18 protein-coding genes are annotated in these 21,126 nt (G+C 45.8%); all 18 read right to left on the bottom strand.

Annotation, left to right across the window (positions count from 1 at the left end; translation table 11 throughout):
• Positions 1 to 756: 756 nt before the first annotated feature.
• A complete protein-coding gene (locus tag LX69_RS16365; protein ID WP_111447114.1) occupies positions 757 to 1,458 on the bottom strand; it encodes a hypothetical protein in 702 nt (233 codons plus the stop codon).
• Complete coding sequence (locus LX69_RS16360) at positions 1,455 to 4,379, bottom strand: HsdM family class I SAM-dependent methyltransferase (protein ID WP_111447113.1); 2,925 nt, start codon at positions 4,377 to 4,379, stop codon at positions 1,455 to 1,457. The genes LX69_RS16365 and LX69_RS16360 overlap by 4 nt, the downstream gene beginning before the upstream one ends.
• A 143-nt stretch (positions 4,380 to 4,522) precedes the next feature.
• A complete protein-coding gene (locus LX69_RS16355; RefSeq protein ID WP_111447112.1) occupies positions 4,523 to 5,089 on the bottom strand; it encodes a glycoside hydrolase family 108 protein in 567 nt (188 codons plus the stop codon).
• On the bottom strand, positions 5,073 to 5,495 hold the full coding sequence (locus LX69_RS16350; protein WP_111447111.1) for a hypothetical protein: 423 nt from the start codon (positions 5,493 to 5,495) through the stop codon (positions 5,073 to 5,075). Before LX69_RS16350 ends, LX69_RS16355 begins: the two co-directional genes overlap by 17 nt.
• Entirely contained in the window at positions 5,495 to 5,827 is a 333-nt protein-coding gene (locus LX69_RS16345; protein WP_111447110.1) for a hypothetical protein, read from the bottom strand. The genes LX69_RS16350 and LX69_RS16345 overlap by 1 nt, the downstream gene beginning before the upstream one ends.
• A 2-nt stretch (positions 5,828 to 5,829) precedes the next feature.
• Positions 5,830 to 6,450 (bottom strand): hypothetical protein, encoded by a 621-nt coding sequence (locus LX69_RS16340; RefSeq protein WP_146260783.1) that lies wholly within the window; start codon positions 6,448 to 6,450, stop codon positions 5,830 to 5,832.
• A 20-nt stretch (positions 6,451 to 6,470) separates the two neighbouring features.
• Entirely contained in the window at positions 6,471 to 7,361 is an 891-nt protein-coding gene (locus LX69_RS16335; protein ID WP_111447108.1) for a hypothetical protein, read from the bottom strand.
• Between the two features lie 34 nt (positions 7,362 to 7,395).
• On the bottom strand, positions 7,396 to 9,414 hold the full coding sequence (locus tag LX69_RS16330) for an LPD1 domain-containing protein (RefSeq protein WP_111447107.1): 2,019 nt from the start codon (positions 9,412 to 9,414) through the stop codon (positions 7,396 to 7,398).
• On the bottom strand, positions 9,411 to 13,358 hold the full coding sequence (locus tag LX69_RS16325; RefSeq protein ID WP_111447106.1) for a strawberry notch-like NTP hydrolase domain-containing protein: 3,948 nt from the start codon (positions 13,356 to 13,358) through the stop codon (positions 9,411 to 9,413). The genes LX69_RS16330 and LX69_RS16325 overlap by 4 nt, the downstream gene beginning before the upstream one ends.
• A 3-nt stretch (positions 13,359 to 13,361) precedes the next feature.
• Positions 13,362 to 14,672: an N-6 DNA methylase family protein gene (locus LX69_RS16320; RefSeq protein WP_111447105.1), complete on the bottom strand. Its 1,311-nt coding sequence runs from the start codon at positions 14,670 to 14,672 to the stop codon at positions 13,362 to 13,364.
• Positions 14,665 to 16,923 (bottom strand): hypothetical protein, encoded by a 2,259-nt coding sequence (locus tag LX69_RS16315; RefSeq protein ID WP_146260782.1) that lies wholly within the window; start codon positions 16,921 to 16,923, stop codon positions 14,665 to 14,667. Before LX69_RS16315 ends, LX69_RS16320 begins: the two co-directional genes overlap by 8 nt.
• Before the next feature lie 77 nt (positions 16,924 to 17,000).
• Complete coding sequence (locus LX69_RS16310) at positions 17,001 to 17,624, bottom strand: hypothetical protein (RefSeq protein ID WP_111447103.1); 624 nt, start codon at positions 17,622 to 17,624, stop codon at positions 17,001 to 17,003.
• Between the two features lie 14 nt (positions 17,625 to 17,638).
• The gene (locus tag LX69_RS16305) at positions 17,639 to 18,115 is read right to left on the bottom strand and encodes a hypothetical protein (RefSeq protein WP_111447102.1); all 477 of its coding nucleotides are present in this window, start codon (positions 18,113 to 18,115) and stop codon (positions 17,639 to 17,641) included.
• Complete coding sequence (locus LX69_RS17875) at positions 18,115 to 18,291, bottom strand: hypothetical protein (RefSeq protein ID WP_170124437.1); 177 nt, start codon at positions 18,289 to 18,291, stop codon at positions 18,115 to 18,117. Before LX69_RS17875 ends, LX69_RS16305 begins: the two co-directional genes overlap by 1 nt.
• A gap of 12 nt (positions 18,292 to 18,303) precedes the next feature.
• Positions 18,304 to 19,410 carry a hypothetical protein gene (locus LX69_RS16300; RefSeq protein WP_146260781.1) on the bottom strand — a complete coding sequence of 369 codons (1,107 nt, stop codon included), beginning with the start codon at positions 19,408 to 19,410 and terminating at the stop codon, positions 18,304 to 18,306.
• 7 nt (positions 19,411 to 19,417) lie between these two features.
• Positions 19,418 to 19,768: a hypothetical protein gene (locus LX69_RS16295; protein WP_111447100.1), complete on the bottom strand. Its 351-nt coding sequence runs from the start codon at positions 19,766 to 19,768 to the stop codon at positions 19,418 to 19,420.
• On the bottom strand, positions 19,755 to 20,531 hold the full coding sequence (locus LX69_RS16290; RefSeq protein ID WP_111447099.1) for a hypothetical protein: 777 nt from the start codon (positions 20,529 to 20,531) through the stop codon (positions 19,755 to 19,757). Before LX69_RS16290 ends, LX69_RS16295 begins: the two co-directional genes overlap by 14 nt.
• 21 nt (positions 20,532 to 20,552) lie before the next feature.
• The gene (locus tag LX69_RS16285; RefSeq protein WP_111447049.1) at positions 20,553 to 20,951 is read right to left on the bottom strand and encodes a hypothetical protein; all 399 of its coding nucleotides are present in this window, start codon (positions 20,949 to 20,951) and stop codon (positions 20,553 to 20,555) included.
• Positions 20,952 to 21,126 lie beyond the last annotated feature (175 nt).

Raw genomic sequence — 21,126 nt, 5'->3', positions numbered from 1 at the left:
CGTTGCGCCCAATGTTTAGAAATAGAACAGATTGTCGTTAGAAAGAAGAACGCTTCTTTAAGGAAAGTTGAGAATGGATTGGAGCGGATTTAATAATTCGATAGAATCGAGGATGACGATTTTGTGAACGTGTTGATCGAATCGAGAAATTTTAAATCAGAATTGGATCGAGTAGGAGAGTGGAATTTTTCGGAATGAATAATCTTGACAGAAAGGAAAACACAGAATGACAAAAATTCGCTTCGAGAGCCGATTTTTTTTTTCGGAATGAATTTTCGATTGACAGTTGGATTGGAAAGCCGATTGAAAATGACTTGGAATGATTTAAAACTGGACTGACTCGAAAACTGCTTTAAACAAAAAAGAATACCTTTGGTTTGCAGACCGAGAATTGAACTCTGACAGAAAACTGCCTTATTGAAGAATGGAATATTGAGAGTTGATTGACTATTTGATTCTGATTTCACCGTTCGACATAGACAGGATTTCTACTCGGAGGAAAACAAAACACAGGGCGCAACACGCGGTCATTGCCAATGCCGCACAGAGGCTGTTCACGCATCGACAGTTCTGTAAAGTGCGGCACTGGCAATACCACAAACCATGATGGTTTGCAAAACCACATTTATAAACAATTGTAAAACAGTGATTTGGATGGCTTTATGAGATGCTATTCTAAGTAGAGTGGACATACATTTTGCCATTATTTTTCTGGCAAAAAATAAAAGCAAGGTTGTTGATAACTTTTTTTTATTGCTATTTTTTACTATTCGATATACTGTTACCGTTCCCAAGCTCAATCCAGAAATGATGCAATTCTATATCCTTCTCTTCTCTCTTTGCTTTTGAGTGCAAAAAACAGAAATCAACATGCGATTCAATTTCCAACAATCTTTCTTCTTCGTTCCAATTTCTATTTGATAGAGCCAAATCTTCAATCCAACTATTAATTAAATCCAGCCAATATTTAAAGTTGTGTTTTTCAACAAACCCAATTAATCCACATTCATTCAAGCCTTTTCCATGAATTTGATTCTTATATCTTTCAATTCCTCCGTTTTTATTATTCCCTATTACATATTCCTTTTCTCTAAATTTATCAGGAGCTGGTAATCTTTTACTTTCAACGGAGTATATTGAATTAGTGGATACTCCTAATTCGTTAGGAAAGAAATAGAAATCAGAAAATCCCTTACTTAGATTTGTAATATCTCGATATTGACCATTTACATTAAAAGGATAGTTATGTTTTCTAATTAATATTTGTGCTTGTTCAATATAAATTTGAGTTAAATCATCTTCATTAAGATTTTTCTTTTTGTAATTTTCTGAATGAATATAATTAATGAAACAAGGAATTGCTTGTTTCATTAACATGTGAATATGAGGGAGAATGGCTCTGCTAGAAATACTTAAAAATGGTGTTTCACAAGATGAAAAGTTTTCTTCTGCAATCATATGTTGATTTGATTTGAAAAGTCAGAAAAACACTTATCTGCATCTCTATATGCAGTTAACGGAATCCAATACCTAATTTGATTTGGCTTAATAAAAATGATTGTATCTTTTCTAGGATATAGTTTTATTACCCTTTTAACGGATAGTTGAAAAGATATTTTTGTATTTGAAAGTTCTTCAATATCTATCTCAGATAAATCTTTCCCATAATATGTTTCTACATTCTCGCTGTCATATTTAAATATAGCAGCAATAAAAGAATTCCTTAACTCAATGACATTTGTTAATTTGAATTTTTTTGAATTGTCCTCATAAATCATGTTTAATGAATTGGAGAATTCATTACCATAACGACCAATTACGTCCTTGAACTTATGTGCTGGTATTGGTTTTAATGCAATGGATTTTTCTCCATGCCGCAAGAAATCCTGAAAATAAACATTCACATCAGATATAATCTGCTTATCAGAATGTGTAAAGAAATCATTCGATTCATTTTTTGAAAGGAATCGAAGTTGCATATAATCCTTTTTTAGGATTGCAGTATTTAGATTAATCAGTAGCTGACTGCTTGTTGCAAATATGTAGAATCTATAAAAATTTGAATGCTCTTGAAATGAATCAACAATATCTTTTAGAATTGTTTTATCTGAATTCTTTGTTACAATTGAGATTAGTTTATCTTTAAATGAAAATGATTTTTGGTTAAAGAATACAGGTATCCTATCCTCACCAATATTTTCCCACAAAATAATATTAGGTGCTGTAAAGAAAATTTCCTCCGGTATCTTTACAAATTTGGTGTTTTTGTCAATCAAAAAAAGCTGTTCATAATCAATATTCCTGTCGTTTATGGCTTCAGTTGGCAACGATGGTAGATTGTAAACATACTTATAATCAAGCTTCCCATTGGAACCAACAATATAACCTTCGCCAGAAAGGCATTCATTTTTATCTAAGATTTCTTGTAGTGTTAAATAATTTTGTGCTTTCTGAACAAGGTTTTTAATTCGGCCTCCACCTAAAAGATTATTTTTCCAAATAAATTCATTCTCAATAGCAGTTTGCCTAGTAATAAAATGCAAATCGTATTCATCAATTTCAAATACAATTCTTTCTTTTGTTGCTTTAGTCCTTCTAAAAGTTAGGTGAAGAATATTTTTCTTAACATCAGGGAGTTCATTCTTAATAAATATAGCAGCAGAAGCAACATCTGCTCCATTATCCCACAATGATTTATTTCTCGCAAGAGCGGTAAAATCTAATATTTGAATGATGTTATAACTTGAGAATAGGGCTTTCTTAAATTCCCGCGATGTACTATTATAAATTAAACCGGAAGATTTGATAATTAAGCACACCAAACCTTTATCTTTTAAGTTAGATAAAGTCTCGGTTAGAAATTTTAAAGCAATCTGACCTTGTGGAATTTTAACCTTATGGTTGACTGTTTCCCATATATTTGTATATCCAGATATTGCTCCTCTTACAAATGGAGGATTTCCAATAATGAGATCAAATTTCTTCCATTTTATACTTGGGCAGTTGAAAAAATCAGAATGAATTAAATTTTCTTCACTTAAATCATCAAATTTCAATTCATTAATAATTTTCACAGGATTCAATTCATTACACAACGCTAGACTTAGACTAAAACATGCTAATCTTATTGCCTGTTCCTCTTTATCTACACCATAAATGTTTTTTAGTAAGGGCTTTAAGTCTTCAATGTCTGGGTGTTTTAGTTTATTTTGAAGTCTCCATATTTGAACAAGTCTTTTGAATACAATGACAAGGAAAATTCCAGAGCCACAAGCTGGATCAAGAACTGAAAAATTGTTCAAATTGTAGTGTTGATATTGATTTAACGGAATACTCTCATCAACAAGCAGTTTCGCTAAATGTGATGGAGTATAAAATAGGCCATTCTGTTGTTTGTTTTCTCCAAGAAATTCTTCATATAATCGACTAATAAGCTCAACAGGTATGAATTTGAATTCAAAATACCTCCAATCAGGAAAACCAATTTCTAGTTGAGATGACCCCAAATCGGTTTTGTCTGTAGCCAATAAATCTGATACAATTTTTAAGTCAAGAGAATTGAGTTGTTTTAGTTCAGAATCATCCCATTTAAATACATTGCCATTAAAGTCTTTATTTAGGTCAGTGAGTAATTCTCCAAATTTGCCAAGTTTCAATACATCACTAAATGTAGATGCATTATTGTACTTTTGAAAGTATTTCTCAGATAATAATTTGTTGCCATTTTCATCAATTCTCTCCTCTAAATATTTAATAAGTATAGACTGGATTATTATTTTGTTTGTAATCTCCTTGGGAATGCTTTCTAATTCTACTGTTAATCTATTAATAACAAAACGAATATTTTCAATCAATTTATCATATGCGGAGTTTTGGAATCGAAATCTACTTTTGAGATCTTCTTCCTCCCAAAACAAACCGGTTTTAACTTTAATAGCAAACTGTTCATTATAAAGTTTATGGGCTTTGTCTGTGAGATTTAAACTTCTAACTAAATATTCTGGCTTGTAGTCTTTTGTAATATGTTTTGTGCAGTCCAGAATCTTGATTTCAGTTTTATAAAAAATACAAGCTAAAGGAGCTTCACCACTACTCCAAATGATTTTTTGGATGTTTGCTATTTCGTTTTCGCTTTCGTCAACAAAATTTCTTTCTGTAAAATCAAAGAGATAAACTTGTGGTTTATAACTTCCATTTAATTGCTTTCTTACATAAACAGCGTTTGCACCAAAATTTTTAGTAGTCTCAATTAAAAAAAGAATTTGAGGTTCATCAGGGAATTGGTTTTGGTTTATGAAATATAACGATTCATCTTCCTGAAAGCCTAGTTTACTTAAGCCTTCTGAAAATGAATTCGATATTTGCTGTTTATATTCCATAGATGATTAAATTACAAAAGTAGTAAAAAAAAGTGATTCCAAAAGATTTACTAAATCCATGTAAAAATCAGATAGATAAGAGATTGACTTTTACGGCTTATAATTTAGAGACAAAATTTCATTGAGGTGGAAATGAATACCTTTTAATGGGATGTATATTTTTTCCTTTCCACTCTCCTCAGCCACCCCTCCAAAAACTTCGCATTCTCCCCCTTTCTGGCAATGACCTCATAGTAATGAATCCGAGCCGCTTTGATGGCATTAAAGAGCTGTTCCGGGTTACAGGAATTGATGGCCGCAATGGTCTGGTTCCCGATGATGCCATCCAGTTTGAGGTCACTGTCAAAGAAACGGTTCAGCACCTTCTGAACACCGCAGCTTCCCCAATATCCACTGTTGACACACCAATCAAAGATGATTTCCTGCAAAGCCCCGTGGTTAATGGATTCGATGCGGTATTTATGGTAAAAAGTATGTCTATAAAACTCCTTGACCAAGAAGGTTAATCCGGCAATTTCGATTTTTGCATTGTGCTTGATTCTACCCACTTCCGACTTATAAACATCAATCACCGCCCAACCTTCCCAATCCGGGTGTAGGTTACGGGCGATACCCATATAGGTCTCGCCACCTTTGTCCCCGGTTACATTGGCATAATAGCCTTCGTGGCGGATTACGCCATCAAACAATTCATCAAATGTCTTTTTCATTCTTGCGTTTAGATTTAAGGTTTACTTGGTTTACCCCGGAAATAGCCCCACCAAACAGGAAGTCGATGATGGTGCTTAGTTTGGTGGATATGCCACCGTTGATGCTGCTGACAAAAGCTATTTGCCAATCCTCCAGTTGGATGTTGCCAAAGATGAAATACTCCAGCATGAGAACGGTCAGGCCGCACCATGCCACCAGAAAGAAAATGGCAAAGGTCTTTTGCAGCCAACTATCATTGACATACATGTCCCGTGCTGAATCCCTGTCTGTGATGGCCAGCTTGAAAAGCTCCATTTTTCCCTGAAGTTTTTCTTCCTGCGTGGTGAATATCTCATCAATGAGTTTCGTGCCTTCTTTGAGGGCTTCTGTTACCCCGGCATTGGTTAATTTCCCAAATAGTCTCATTATTTCTCTACAAATTTTAGAATGGTATCCAGCTTCTCATTGAGCTGCTTAATGGTTTGGTGGAACAGCTCCTTGCTGACGTAAATCTCCTTGGAGCTGTCCCGTAAATCGGATATGCGCTTATGCAGGATGGCAAACTTCGTCTCACAAGCATCCATCTCTTTGGTCAGGTGCGATATGTCCTTCTCCAGTAAATCGGTTTTGGCATTCACGTTTTCCTTGGTGGCATTCTTTGAAATGGCATTGCGGATAAGGAATGAGATGACACCCACCACCAATGACCCGGTGGTTCCCACAGTGACCCAAAACAGTTTGACGGCTACTTCCTCCATGACTAGAACATTTTAATAGTTTCGGTACTACCGCCCGGAAATCGGTTCTTTTCCATCGTGGCATTCTGGTTCTCGATGTGCATGATGGCATCCACGTCATGTTCCCAATCGCTGCCACCCTTGGAGCTGCCGTCACGGTTCGCTTTGAATACCAAAATGAAGGACGTTTCCGGGTACTGCTTTTTGAGTGCTTTGAACTCATCGGGCTTCATGCCTACCGTCTGGGTACTGTCCAGAAACACGGCATCATAACCCCGGAACTGTTTCGGGTTGTAGTCCTCCACAAAATGAATGGGACTGCTGATTTTTAAGCGCAACAGCTTCTCCTGAAGGGAGCCTTTTACGCCTTCCTCGTTGGAGACATACAAAGCATTCAACCCACCTTTGACCAGCTCATCGGCCAAAAGCATGGCCACGGAGCTTTTCCCGTTAAAGCGGTTACCGTAAATCATCAGGTAAAATGGTTTATATGGTTTGCCCAATAGCCGCCCGAACTTTCCACCAATGGAGAAGGTGGAGAACTCCATCTTCGCCAACTGGTCAGCCGATACCACCTGACCCGGAGAAACCACATGGCTTGCAGCTCCTGTTACCCCTTGTAAATCATTGCCACCCCTACGCAAGGGCTTGGTAGAAGTGGCTTTTACTTTCCCACCCCAGCAACTCCTTTCAATCCGTTTAGCTGGATGTTGGTCACCAACAGTTTGTCGCTGTCAAGGTAGTCCTCCAGATGTTTCTGCACTTGGTTCACCCGTTCGTAGGCATTGTCCCCGGAGCTGACCTTACCGCTTTTCTTGGCATTCTTGATGCTGGCCAACAGGCGTTGCGCCTTTTGAATGGTGATGTTTCCATACAAGTTGATGAACCGCTTGATAAGGGCAATGGCCGGACTGACACCATAGCTGTCCACAATGTTTTTCAGCTTGCTGTGCAACGCATCCGGAATCTCAAAGGTGCAGGACGAACCCATCTGCTTGTAAGTGCTGGCAAGGTCATTGCCGATTTTGCTGATTTCATCGGCATACTTGCTGGTCTTGCGAATGGTCTTTTCGGTGGCCGCCTTCTGGATGACCTTGTAAAGAAGGGACACCTGCCGTTCGGAGACCTTTTGCCCGTGCATGGACAGATAGCGTTTGATAATCTTAATCTCCAAGGGCATTAACGCCACTTCGTTAGGCTTGCGCTTAATTTGTTTGGGTGCGGCCTTCTTCCGGGCTGTCGCTTTCCGGGTTGCAGTCTTTTTCTGGCGTGATTTGGAAGCCGTTTTCTTGCTTTCAGACTTTGGAGAGGCTTTCTTTGCCGTCTTTTTGGGAGCCATGGACTTTTTCTTGTCCGCTGCCTTCTTGGGTACATCTTTCAGAAAGGGTTCCACAATGCGGAAGTGGTTATCCAGCATCTCCTTGATGTCCTTGTCATCGTTGTAGAACTCGGCAAAGGAGCTGAACTCCTTGTGCGCTTCCTGAGCGGCTTCGGGCAGTTTCTTGAAATCAATATTCTTTGTGGCTTCCTTGTAATTGGTTATTGTCAGTTTCATGCTGTATGATATTTAGTTCTAACACGTTTACATATTATTCGCTACCCTTAGCAAGGGCTTGTTTTTGCTTGATGATAATGGCCTTAGCCCGTATTTTGGCCAGCTTCAGCTTGCGCTCTTTTCCGACAATCACCCCTTTGTTAACCGTTCCCTCTTGGTTTAGGTCGATGTACTCATCGGCTCGTTGGGTGGTGAACGGGGTAAAGGATTTGATGGAGAGATGGCTCTTCATGGAAGCTATCAGGTGGTCGAAGCATTTGTTGATGCACTCCCGTTCCTTGCCTTGCGGATAGACAGGGAAGCCGAATAAGCTCCCCGAAACAAGGTAGTTGTTCACCCGGCCTTGCTCTTTGAGCTTATCGGCCACATAGCACTCAAAACTCCGGGCAAACATCTCTGCGATGTTGCTCCAGTAAGAACCTTGCAGCTTGGAATGGTAATACAGGAAACTGTCCGTTGGCTTTTTGCCTTTGATGTCGTCCTGATGGTAGCTGACCATTGTTCCTTCGATGTGGTAATACCCAAAGCGAAGCATGGCAACCAGCCCGGCCATGCTTTTGAGCAGGGGGCTGTCCGGGATATGGTTTTTCAGGTTGTACTCCATCTCACTGATGAAGTAATCCTGGCTCATGGAGGAGCGTGAACTGGTCAGGTATTTGCGCCTGCTGCCAAACTTATCCATTAGCAAGTCTAAATACTGCTCGGAGCGCAAGGCTGGTTTGGTCAATGCAAAACCGTTCAGATAATGGTCGAAGAAATGCCCCCATTCGTGGGCTACCGAACCATCCCCGTTGCGCTTGGTCAGGTTGATGAGCTGGCGTGTGGGGTAATAGGTGGCCATCGCTTTACCGCCCCGGCCAAAAGCCCCGAAGGCAATGGCAAGATTTTCATTTATGGAGAGGTTGATGTCTAACACCTCGCACAAATCCACGATGGCAGCCACAAAATGCCTGATGTGTTCCTGCGCTTCATTGTCCTTCACATAGTTGCCCAATGTGAGCGATTTGAAATGGAGCTTTTCGATGACCGTTTTTTCATCCGACTCCTCAACCAACAATCCCCCGGTGCGCTTGATGTAGGCCAAGGGTACGGCCTCCATCTTGGGTTTGGAGCTGCTTTGGGTGGTGGCTGTTTTCTTGATGTTCGCCCATGACCAGTCCGGCTGAAATTCCTTGTTGGGGAACTCTTCTTTTTTCTGGTTGAACTCCTTTTGGTGGTCACCAATAAACCGGGTACACACCTGCGTCACATACTGGACATATTGCTCTACTGTGCGTACACTACTGAGCATTCCACCCCGGAAGGTCAGGTCATTCGTCCGGTGCTGCCTCATGTCCGCCTCAGAGATTATCTGCTTGGCCGAATCAATGCAATGTTGCTGGCGTTCGATAATCCGGTCGTAATAGGCTTTTAGGTTGTTGTAGTGCGGCAAGGCTCTCTCTTTGGAAATGCCTGAATACCTGCGTGCCTCAATCAACGTTTGCTTGGCTGCACCCACACCGTTGCCATAGCCATATAGCACGAATACCAGATTGCGGAGCTGCTTTCCGAACAGCATCCCGAAGTCTGTCTTGGGTACGATTTGCCCATCGGTGGCGATGGCAAAGAGCTTTTTCAGGTCTTCAATGGTCACGGCCTCGTTGAAGACGGTATTGAAAGCCTCAGCCATCTTCACGTATTGCTCCCGTGCCAGCTTGGTGTTGGCATAAGGTGTGGCCGGGAATGCTTGACGAAGCTTTACTTTCAGGAAGGCACATCCCGAATCCGTTCCGTTTTCCTTCTCCAGTTGTGGGTCAACCTTTGGGAAAACTTTGTCTTTTTTCACCAGCTCAATGGCCGTGGCCTCGTCCTGTTCGATGCTTTGCAGGTCGCTGGAGCTGATAAGCTTGCTGTACATGGCCTGTTCCTTGCGTGAGCCATGCACCCGTTTTCCGGCATCCTTGTATTGACGGTTCTTTTGCTTTTCCTGCAAGGCTTTTTCCACTTCATCGTCTATGCCACGAAGTTCCGGGAAGCGGTCAGTGCGGAGCTGAATCTTCTTTGCCTTGCTCATAGAATGGTCTTGATTTTAGGATGGGAACCCAATCCGGCCACGTTGCGCATCTGCTTTTGCAGAATCAGGATGGCTTTTGCCCGGAGCTTGACCAGCTTCAAAACCTTGGTCTTATCCTCGTTATCGGTCTTGCTTTTCTGAAAGCTTTGCTTTTGCTTGGCCAGTCGCTCAGGAAACTCCATTTTATCCAGCTCGAAAAGCTCCATTGCCTCCTTGGTCAGGCTGTCCACTGTATCGGTTCGGGTTGAACCTTTTTCAAGGTATTCATCGAAGTAATGCCGTGGTATCTTCACCGAAAGGCTGAACCGTTCCCCAAAGATTTGCAACAGCTTGGGCATGTTGCTTTCCGTCACCGAAGCTTTCATGTTGCCGGAGACCATCTCAAAGCCGTCCCGGTTGTTGACCAGAAGCTTCACCACATCCTTATCGGTGTAGATGGAAATGTGGCTCTTGGTCTTGGGCATGATGACTTGGAAATTGCCATCGTAATGGCGCACAATGCTGATTTTGTTCTCGGTATTGATGGCCGCACCGCTGCGAAGGCTCATGATGTGCTTTTGCAGCTTGGCAATGGGAGCTACCACGTAAGCATTGGCCTTGCTGTCGCCATTGTCGGGCGACCAAGCCTCACTCATTAGGATGCCTTTTTGAACCCCTTTGCCCTTGGTGGTATAGCTCACCAGCTTACCGGAAAAGTCAGCCGAACCTTGCAGGATGTTGCCCGTGACGATGTAGCGGATTTGTCGGTCAGACGTGTAGGCTTTGATGGCTTCGTCCCAACGGTTAATCAGGCTCTCCTTTTGGGAGGTGGTGAGTTGAAAGCTACGTGCCTGAATACGCTCAATTTCCTTGGCCGTGTCGCCCGAAGCCGGAAGGACGATGTATTTGCGGCTGTCGGCAATGGCAAAGCGAAGCTTCACCGCTGATGGGGCATAAGGGTTTTTGCGCTTGGGATTGATGTCGAACCCTAGGAAGATGCAATAGGAATTATCGCTGCTGTCGGCCTCAAAGCTCAATGCCGGGTAGAAATAACCATGCCCGGTGCGAAAGAAACGAAAGAAGCTATTGAGATAGTTCTTGCGGTTCTCGCTCTGGGTGTGTGTCCGGGAAATGGCTTCCTGTTTGGCCGTTTCAAGTTCTTCGGTACGCTCGGCCAAGTATGCGTTTTGGGCAGCCTTGTCAAATACCGGAATCTTCTGGAACGGTTTTTCATTGACAATATCCGCAACCAGCTCCTTGTATTTGATTTCAATTTCCTTTAAGTCCTCGTTGAGTTTGGCCTGAACATGCTTTTCATGGGCTGCGATGATTTCTTCAGCAATGGCATCGGTGTCTTTGCCTTCCAGATGTTTCTGGATGAGCTTTTCCAGTTCGGCCTTTCCGTATGGCTTTTTCAGGACGTTGCACTCGCATTTTTCCAGAAAGGTATCGTTGCCGAATACCGAACGGCCACCTTTCCCGGCAATCACCACCCTGCGGTCTAAAGTCTCCGCTTTCAGGTCGAGGACTTCCACTTCAAGGTCGTATTCGCCCGATTGCTTGAGGTACTCCACATAGTCGTTGTACCGCTCAATCACCTCTCCGTAAAACTTCTCTTGTTCCTTCACCGACAATACAGCCACACGTCCGGTTACTTTGGAAGCATCGCCCTCGGATGGCGTTTCATCACCGTCCTTGCCTTCAAATTTAAAAGGGTTGTCCAAGGCTTTGTTCAGCTCCGGGTTCTCCAGCATGTACTGGCGGACTACCTTGTCTCCGTACTTATTCAGGAAGTCATCTGATTCCAGTTGCGACTTGCTGTTTTTCTGGTTGGAGGTGGTGTTGGCATCCAGCGATTTGAGCTTCTTTTTGAGCATCATCATAAACCGCTTCTGTGCCGGGATGGATGAGATGATGTAGTCGTAAATCGGCTTCATAATCTGCCCCGTGCGGTTGATACGGCCACGCTTCTGGATTTCGGTATTGATGTTCAGCTCCGGCTGGAGGATTATCATCACCCGTTGCTTGACCTTTTCTGCCGGAACCTTGTCGGTGACAATGGCATGAGCCGATGCACCGGTGGAACCGGATTGGTTAATCAGCAAACAGTCGATTTCGTTGTCGTTGAACTGGCGGAACAAACTGGCCGTGTTCTCCTTCTTTCGGTTCAACACCAAGGCCGTGGTATTGCCTTTCTTAGTGGAATTGTACTGCACACACAGCTTACGCCCGGTCACCTCGCCCACCGAATACCCGGCTTCCCGAATCTTTTGTATGATTAAATCCAGAGGACTGATTGTAATCCCGGTGGAAGCTTTCTCGATGCGTTTGAGAATATCCCGGTAAGCAAATTGTGCTTCTTCCGAAAGGTCGGATATGTTGAATGTCTTGCCCTCGCTTTGCCCGTCAATGTCTTTTTCAGTATAACGAAGCACGCTGTCCAGACCTTTCTCCAGTACAATGGAGAAATCCCCGTTAATCACATCGTCCGGCTTGGCCATGTCCTCCAAGAAACTGCCCATCGTGGAAGCAAAGGCAATCACTGGCTTTTTGCCTTCTTTGAGCCGCCTGATGGCATGTTCGGCCACATCTTCGGCATTGAGGCTGAAAAGGAGCTGGTTAATCACGTTGAACACCTTGGAGAAATAGGGAATGTTGTCAACCCCGGCTTTCTCGGTTCCTTTGCGTGTTTCGACCTCCTTGCTTTCGGCTGCGGCAATCTTGTCGAGCTGCTCCACCTGTTTGTTGATGTACTTTTCCTGAAAGCCGATGATGTCCCGGATGATGGAAGTTATCTTATCTGCGGTGTCGGCTTGTTGGGCAGCTTTCTCTTTCAGCTCGATGTAGTTGACTTCCACACCTTCAAAGGAGCGTTCACGGCGTATCATCTGACCTTCGGAGACCAATTGTGCTGCCAATATCTCTTGTAAGGCCACACCACCCTTGGTGATGGCTTCCACCAAATCTTCGCTGGTCATGTTGGCATCGCTCATGGAGGTCTTTTGCGCATAGATGGGCATGTTGTCAGGCCGCTTGGCAAAGGTGGCCGACAGGAAACACACACCTTTGGTCTGGCGCAGTACGTCCTGCATGAACTCACCCGTATTGGAGCTGCCCGAAGCATTGTGCGCTTCGTCCATAATGATGATGTTACCACCAGAAACCGCACTCAAAAACTGCTGTTTGGCTGGTTTCTTGGGCTGGTTGAACTGCGAATAGGTGGCACACACAAAGTTGTAACTGCCCGGCACGTTCTGTTTGTTGATGATTCTGTCCTGAGTAGGCTTTTCGGGAGCGGAATAGACCACTTCACCGCTTTTATCCATGATGTTGGTCTTGCTCTCCTTGGCATTCACGATGAACGGCACAAGTGCGGAGCTGCCAATGTCGGAGAGGTCACGGTACAGGTCGGTAAACAGGTTGGGTTTTTCCGATAAGAACACAGGCTGTAAACCTTGTTTCACGCCATAGCGGATTAGGGCGGCTGCGGTTCTGCCTTTGCCAATCCCGGTCTGGTCGCCCACGATAATGCCCTGATGGCGTTTTTCGATGTTGTAGATAGCCAGTGAAACCGCATCAATCTGTTCACAACTCAAGGCTTTTACCAGCTCATCATTGGAGTAATCCAACTTTCCGGCAACGTAATCGAATAGCGGTTGGCCGATGCTCTTTTTGATTTTACGGATGGCAATGTGCATCTCGTGACCCATGCTATCGGGTACGGTGGTGTCAAGGATAAACCCTTTTTCAGCTGCCGGGATATAGGCCATGCCCAGCCCTTTGTGACCAAGCATCCCTTGCAGGTACTCATGCTCGTTTTGTGCCAACTTCTTGGAGCGGACAAAGCTCTTATTGTCCTTGGTCGAAAAGCCCAATTCAATCAACCGGGAGCCAACGTGTCGGGGTGGCTTCTGGCTGAATTTGATGGTTATGCTTTGCTTTTGAAATAAAATATCCGACTTCATAGCTTAGGAGTGTTTAAAGTATTTGGTAGCATCGGCCTTGCGCTTGAACAGTTCGCTTTTCATGCGAATGTCCCGAACCTTTCCTTTGTAGAAATCATCGTATTCAATCATCCCGTTGGGGAGCTTCTTCACTAGGATGATGTCGCCTTTAACCTCTGTCCAGAACTCATCTTTTCTGGCACGGAGACCGCCCAAGGATTGCTGTTTCTGTTTGAGCAGGATGGCCTTTGCCCGAAGTTTCATTTTTGTCATGTCGTTGCTGGTTGATTTGTCCAAGCCCACCCGTTCCCATAGTTCCTCATGGGTATTGACCACAGTTTTTAGAGACGCATTGCCATGCGTCTTTACAAGTGGGGCTGCCCCTTCGGGTTTGTCTTTTGCCCCGTTGATAAGAATCAATCTGGTATTGATGGAAGTCCCCTGACGGGAATAGAGCTTTTTGCCGTTGATGGGAATGATGTCATCCACATTGTAAAAATGGTAGAGGTAGTTCAGGAAAATGCGGTTGTGCCCGGCTGTCACCCGTCCCTGTTCGTCCCAAGTGGTGTGGCCTCCGATGATGATGGCGGCACGACCATCATCCTTCATGCAGCGTAAGGCGGCCAGACACATGGCATGTTCCATCCGCTTAATCCGAAAATTGCCAAACAGGATGGGTTCGGCCAATGCGCCAAAGGGCGGATTGGTCACCACCCCGTCAAACTTCTGACGAAAAGCAAAGGGTGGTTGCAAAGCATCCCAACTGCTGACCGAGGCAAATGGTTGGTCTTTGAGATTGCTCAAGCGCACATCGTCCAACTCGTTCACATAGGTCTGGTGATAGGGCAAGGCAATGGTCAACAATCCGTTTCCTGCCGATGGCTCCAGATAGAGTGGTTCCTGATGGCTGCGCTCCGGTTGCAAATGGGCATTGCCTACTATCTTGGTGTTTTTGTCGCCCTTGACAATGTTTTTAAAAGCCTTGTAGCCACTCAGCCCATCCTGCTTTAACACATAGCTGGAAGCCAGAAACGAAATGGGTGCAGGTGTGGAATATTGCTGCATCAGCACGCTCATGCTGGTGCGCATGGAGAGGTTGACCTGCGACTGATAAAGGGCTACAATATCCAGATACTTCTCATAGGTGGTCAGGGAACTGTCGTGGGCAATTTCACGGGCATTGAGTACAATGGCCAGCTCAGTGAACTCCTTTACCAAGTTTTTGTTGGTGATACCAAACCCCTTGGCAAGGCTTTCAATGGTGGTCTTGGAATGCCGTTGACCTGCTTTTAGTTCTTCCCGAACCTTGGATATGTAACCGTTTTTATCAGTCATTGCCCGAATTACCTAACTTACCCAAGCGCAAAACAGTCCCATCTTCGATAATATCAAAATGCGTCACGCCGTCATTTTGCAGACAGCGGATAAACTCCAACAGCACAGGGGGGATGTTCCGTAAATTCTCATTCCAATCAGCACCAGCCTCTAAAGCCGCTTCATTGAGTCTGGCCAGTTTCTCTTGGTCTTCTACCGGGTAGCTCCGCTTTTGGGTGTTCGCCTCAATGGCTGCGGCCTGTTCCGGTGTAATGGTGATAGGCTTGTTCTGGACGTTGGTATTCCAGTCAGCTCCAGCGGTTGCACCTTCCTCAATCCCTTCCAGCTTTTCTTGGTCAGCTTGTGGATAGCTGCGTTTTTGGCTGTTGGTCTCGATGGCCTCGGCCTGTTCGGGTGAAATGGTGACTGGCTTGTTTTGCACGTTGGTGTTCCAATCGGCTCCCACAGTGGCATTGGCTTCTATTCCGGCCAGCTTTTGTTCGTCCGTTTCCGGGTAGTTTCGTTTGGCCGTGTTGGCCTCGATGGCGGCAGCTTGTTCCGGGGAGATGGTCACTGGTCTGTTCTGTACATTGGTATTCCAGTCCGCACCCACGGTGGCATTGGCTTCAATCCCGGCCAATTTCTGTTCATCCGCTTCCGGGTAGTTTTTTTTGGCCGTGTTGGCTTCAATGGCTGCGGCTTGTTCGGGCGTTATGGTAACAGGTTTGTTCTGCACATTGGTGTTCCAGTCCGCTCCCACAGTGGCATTGGCCTCAATCCCTGCCAGTTTTTGCTTGTCAACGTCCGGGTAAGTCTTTTTGGCGGTATTGGCCTCAATGGCGGCAGCTTGTTCAGGCGTGATGGTGACAGGTTTGTTCTGCACGTTGGTGTTCCAATCCGCTCCCACGGTGGCATTCGCCTCAATCCCTGCCAGTTTTTGCTTATCAGCGTCCGGGTAGCTCTTTTTGGCGGTATTGGCCTCAATGGCGGCTGCCTGTTGGGTACTGATGGTCACAGGCTTGTTTTTTACGTTGGTATTCCAGTCTGCCCCTGCGGTGGCCTTGGTCTCTATTCCGGCCAGCTTTTGTTCATCGGCCTCCGGGTAGTTCCTTTTGGCGGTATTGGTTTCTATGGCTGCGGCCTGTTGTGGCGTAATTGTGGCAGGTTTGTTTTTTACATTGGTGTTCCAGTCCGCTCCCACGGTGGCATTGGATTCAATGCCTGCCAGTTTTTGTGCATCGGCCTGTGGATAGCTGTTCTTGCTTTTGGAGGCTTCGATGGCCGTTGCCTGTTCTGATGTGATGGTAGTGGGCTTGTTTTCCAACTGCTGAAAATCGTTGGTCAGGTTCAGGTCGTTTTCCAACTGCGAGAGCTTGGTCGGCACGGCAATGTCGATGTTGCCATTGGGGTTGGTGACAAATCCCCCGTGTATCTCCACACCGCCATTGGGCATATACACCGGGCTTTTCTCTGCAATCAAAAGGTCTTCCACGTTCCCGGCAATAATCATCCCACCGCTGAGTGATTTCACAATGGTCTTTGGACGAAACTCTGCTGCCGACTTGCTCCGGGCAATGTTGATGAACGAACCCACAGAAGCCTTGTCCAAGATGGAATCCTGAACGTCCCGGTTCATCTTGAAGTAAGTATCCGAGAACACAATCTTGTTGTAACCCCGGTCTAAGGCACAACATTGGTTCACCTTGGCATCAAAACAGCAATCGTCAATGTTGATGGTGCTGTTCAGGAATGCCACCGCACCGCTGACGGCATCAAAGTACTCAAAGCGTATGTCGGCAAAGTTGACGGCACTGTTGTACACTTCTATGGCCTTATCGCTTTGGAAAACCACAGGTTTGACGTAAGAGCCAACCGTCCCGTCCACCTTATTGGTGAGCGATTTGATGTTGATTTGATAGGAGAAATCACGCAACACCAGCCACGTCCCCAAGTCGTTGACGTAGGTTCCGTTTTCAAACATGATGTCGATACTGGCCTTTTCGTTGGTGTGGTACTTCAATGCTTTGGGCAGGGTGTTGAACAAACGCTGGAGCTTTGAAAAGGGCGTACCCTTGGGGATGATGATGGCTTTCTCATCCAGACTGTATTTGAAGCCTGTCACCTTCTGGTCTTTGGCCATGTCGAACACTCCCTGAAAGACTTTGTATTCCCCGTTTTCCATGCCCAGATAGGCATAGTTGCCGTCACTTGCCCATTCGCCTTGCTTTAGTAGTGGAGGCGTGTCTCCACTGAACATCTTTATTGTTGCCATATTTTATAAGTATCAAGTAGTTAGTATCAAGTATCAAGAGGTCTTGTATCTTGATACTTATGTCTTTTATCTTAAAGTCAAATCATTGCATAAGCCTTGTCGAAAAGCTCGTTGGTGATGTAATTGCCCCCGTTTTCGACCCTGCTGATGGAGTGAACCAGCAGCCGCAGGGTGTTTTTGGTCGGCAGCAGCTTGGCTGTGGCACTGACCTTTAAATCCTTGCATACCGTCTGGATGTAAGCATCGGTGTTGTTCTCAAACCGGGGAGCATATTCGGTCATCAAAGCCGGAACCGTGTTCTTGCCCTTTTCGATGTCGTTTTTCAGGTCTTTAATCATGGCACGAATACCATATTCCGGGGCGATGAACATCTCAAAACGCCTGTCCTTGTTCTGCTCTTTGGGCAGTTTGCCCGTCCAGTTGATGTTGGTGAAAATCAGGTTGCCCGGATTGTTGTTGCGGATGCCCCTTGGAGCCGATGACAGGTAATCACTGCCACCGTTCCAGTTGCGGAAATTGGACGGCAAGGTGTTGCTGTTGGTGGTCAGCAAATTGGCCGGACGTGTATCGGAACCACTTGGGGGCAATAGCCCACGTTTGCGCTTGTTTCGTCTTCGAATCAGCAAAACGGTGGTCACTATTGCCCCGGTGGTCAACACCCCTCCCGAAATAAATAATATCTTCTTGTGCTTCTTGTCCATAGTCGTATCGGTGTTTATAGCGGAATGCCCCACTGGTCGAACTTGGGTTTGATTTTGGCCAGCTCGCCCTCGCTTAACTCAAAGCGAAGCCAGCCGACCAGATTGTAATCCTGACCAATAAAAGCCGCACGGGTTCCCCAGAGGTATTGCTTCATGCCAAAGGCTTTTATCACCAGCAGCATGTCATCTTTGGTGGCTATTTTGTCGATGGTGCTGTAAATGGTCTTTTCATCCGTTCCAAAGTCCAGCATGGCTCCATAGAGGGTGTTGGCAAACAGGGCGGCATCGGATGGGGTGATGGTCAGGTTTTTCGTTTCGATGACCGTATCCTTTAGCGAAGGGGCTACCCGTGAGGAAGTCCCGTCCGGGTTGCTTCTCTTTTTGATAGCCCTGCGGATAAGGTAAATCCCCACACCGATGGCCACCACCGGGACACCGATTTTGATGCCAGTGGCTATCATGGCCGCCTTATTTGCTTGCGCTGCATCCATTAGATGAACTTTAAGGCGGTTTTAACAATTCCCGGATTCTGAGACACCTTCTCCAGCAGTCGGATGATGTCCTTTTGTTCCACCTTGTTGACGGCATTCTGAATGAGGTTGCCTACTTTCTGAACCGTTTCGGGCGTTTCGGCTTCGATGGTGATGGCTACTTTGAATTTTTTCATATCCTTGGTTTTTTAGTTGTCCAGTTCTTCGCTCTCCAATTCCACTTCTTCGGATTCCCCTGCCGGGGTTCCCTTGATGGATTGGCTCAAAAAGGCCAATGTTTTGTTGATGAGTTCAGCCCTGTCGAGGCACAAGCCCACGATGTTGGCAATCTTGGCCACGTCCTGTAATTCCCATGTGGAGAGGGCATCGGAGAGGTTCCTGATGATTTCGGCCTTTTTCTTATCCTCTGGCGATTGGGGCGCACCGATTTCACTTATCTCCACATTGGCCTGTGGCATACCCGTGTTGTCGGTTGGTTCATCCACAAAGCCCAATGCTCCTTTGAGTTCGTTGGCGGTCAGTCCAAGGAGTTCTGCCGTTTTGGGGCTGTTGCTGAGTAGCCGTCCGCCTAGGGTTGCCACCGCACCAATGGCCACACGCTTCATTATTTCGTTGGGGGCATACCCGGCCAGACGGTTCTCAAGGTCTATCTTTTCGCTTTTCAGCTCCTTGTTCTCGTTCAGGAAGCGTTCCTTTTCCACTCGTAGTTCGGCATTCTCGCTTCGGAGCTGTTCGTACCGTTCCTGAAGGGTGTTGAACCGGGTCTCGAACTTGAAGTCGTCCAACTGCTTTTGGTAGCTGATTCTGTCCATCTCCTTGTTGTTGCCCGATATAGTATTGAACAGGCCAAACAGTCCTTCAATGCCCTGCAAGCCTTCGCTGTTCCCTGTGAACATGCCCAATAGGCTGTTCAAATCGCCCAACCCGTTCTGGGGTTTGGGCATCTGGCTGATTTCTGCTTTGATAAGGCTCTGGATTTCTTCCTTCTCCAAACTTGGTTTGGGCGGATTCAACAAGCCGCTCACATTGACCGTGTATGTATTGAGCTTCCGGGCATTGGGGCTTTTACCGCCATACACGTCCACACGGAGCATCCCGTGAGCCTGTTTGGCTTTTTCCACGGCATTTTCAATGTCCTGATTGAACTTGCTGCTGCCGGAAGTGCGTGAGGTAAGGGCGGTCTCATCAATGCCCGTCAAAAGGACTATCTCGTAAGCGTAAGGGTACTTTTGCTCTGCTTCCGAACGCTTTAAAAAGTTGTATATGCTGCTTATTTGTTCTCTGTAATCTAACATAGCTTCATCAATTTCGGTGAGGGATAATCTTTACAAATTCCAACCGGAAGGGCTTGAACTCATCCGTTTCGGTTCGGATGTCGATGTAATCGGTAAAAACCTGATAGCGGTACTCATCCATGAACTCGTATTCATCGGGCGTGGCCGTGAACACGTTGTCGCTGCTGACCAGCTCCAGCCCGGTGATGGATGCCGGAATCCTTTGGGTGTTGAGAATCCACATGTCGTTTTTCAGGTCGATGGTCTGGTCGGCCTTGGTCACATTGACCACCACGGGCTTTAGCTGGTAGCTGTCAATGGTTCGTAGCCCGGCTATGCGGTCTTTGGCGATGGTATGGAGTAACTCACTTGTGTTCATACTCGATATAAATTCGGATGGTCAGGGTGCTGCCATCGCTGTTTTTGTTGCTTTTAAAAACCGTATGGATGTTGGAGTTCACCTCCAGAGGCTCATGGAAAGGGATAATCTCCTTTTTGAGGTTGCGCACCTTGCGGTTGGCCGTCAGCATGTAATCCCGGAGCAAAAAGCTGTTCCCGTTGATTAAAAGGCTGATGTTGCCGCACTCGTAAGGTTCCGGTTGTTTGTAAGCCTGCTTGGTATGGAAGAAGACCTCTTCCTTATTCAGGTAGGCAAACATCAAAATGTGTTGGGCTATGAAATCGGCAAAGTCGGTATTGCTCATGCTTTGGCCTTTCTCGTAAAGCCCCACTTCGTTGTAGAGATAATCGGCAAACCCGGACAGAAAGAGCTGCGAAAGGGTGTCGGTTAACTGCTGTTGCTGTTCGGCATCCAGACAAGTGTACAGGATGTTTTGAGCCAGCACGCTGGAGATTTCCGGTAAGATGGAAGCATCAAAATACTCACGGCTTTCCGCTTCGGTGGAACGGGTGCGCAGGTAGGAATAGAACAGCCCGGCAATGCTGTCCAGTTTGGTCAGGTTGGTAATCAAAGCCTGTGGAAAGACCAACTCACGGGTGGTGTCTTCCATCTCTCCGGCCTGTTTCACTGTGGCAACGACCGTCACCCCGGTAATGAGTTTGCACGATGCCGGGAGCAAGTCCTGCACGTTCAAATGGCCGTTGTGCTGCGACTGGTGGGTAATGACAAAGTATCTTTTCATTTCTTGGAGGGGATTGAAAGGTTACTTCTTGCTTACTTCGGCCAGCAGGTAAGCCCTAACGTGGTAACTGTCGGCCACGGCAAGGTTGGCACTGTCGTCTTTGTAGATGATGCGAACGGGACTGTTCTTGGCTTTCTCATCCAAGGGGAAGGCCACATCCTGAATGGAGAGGTCATCGTTGTGGTGCAGCAGGGCGACTTCGGTATCGTCAGGGATAATCTCGGTATCATCAATCCATACCCGGAGCGTGGCTCCCTGCAAAGCATTGGGGTTGGAAAGACGAAGGAAGATGCCTTTGATGCGGTCGTGTTCGGTCTTGGTGTTGCCGTTAAACTCGTAGGTCTGGCCTTTTTTCACCTCAAACTTGATGACCTGAAGCTTCTTGATGGGGCTGGGCGTTTTTATCTCTTTTGTTTCCATTGCTTGAATTGGTTTTAGAAAAAAGGGACGGCTTTAATCACCGTCCCTGAAGATTTATGGACGCATCGTTTGCGGTCATCACAGAGCCAAAGTTTAGTATGGTTTTTCTCTTTGTTCCGACGGCAAACAGGATGGTTCTACGCTTTCTCGGTCATGGTTCCCAACAGGGTAATCT

The organism is Breznakibacter xylanolyticus (genome assembly GCF_003254275.1).
In the GTDB taxonomy this organism is placed as follows: domain Bacteria; phylum Bacteroidota; class Bacteroidia; order Bacteroidales; family Marinilabiliaceae; genus Breznakibacter; species Breznakibacter xylanolyticus.
The sequence above is the reverse complement of the archived record's forward strand: the minus strand, read 5'-3'. Positions and strand labels throughout refer to the sequence as shown.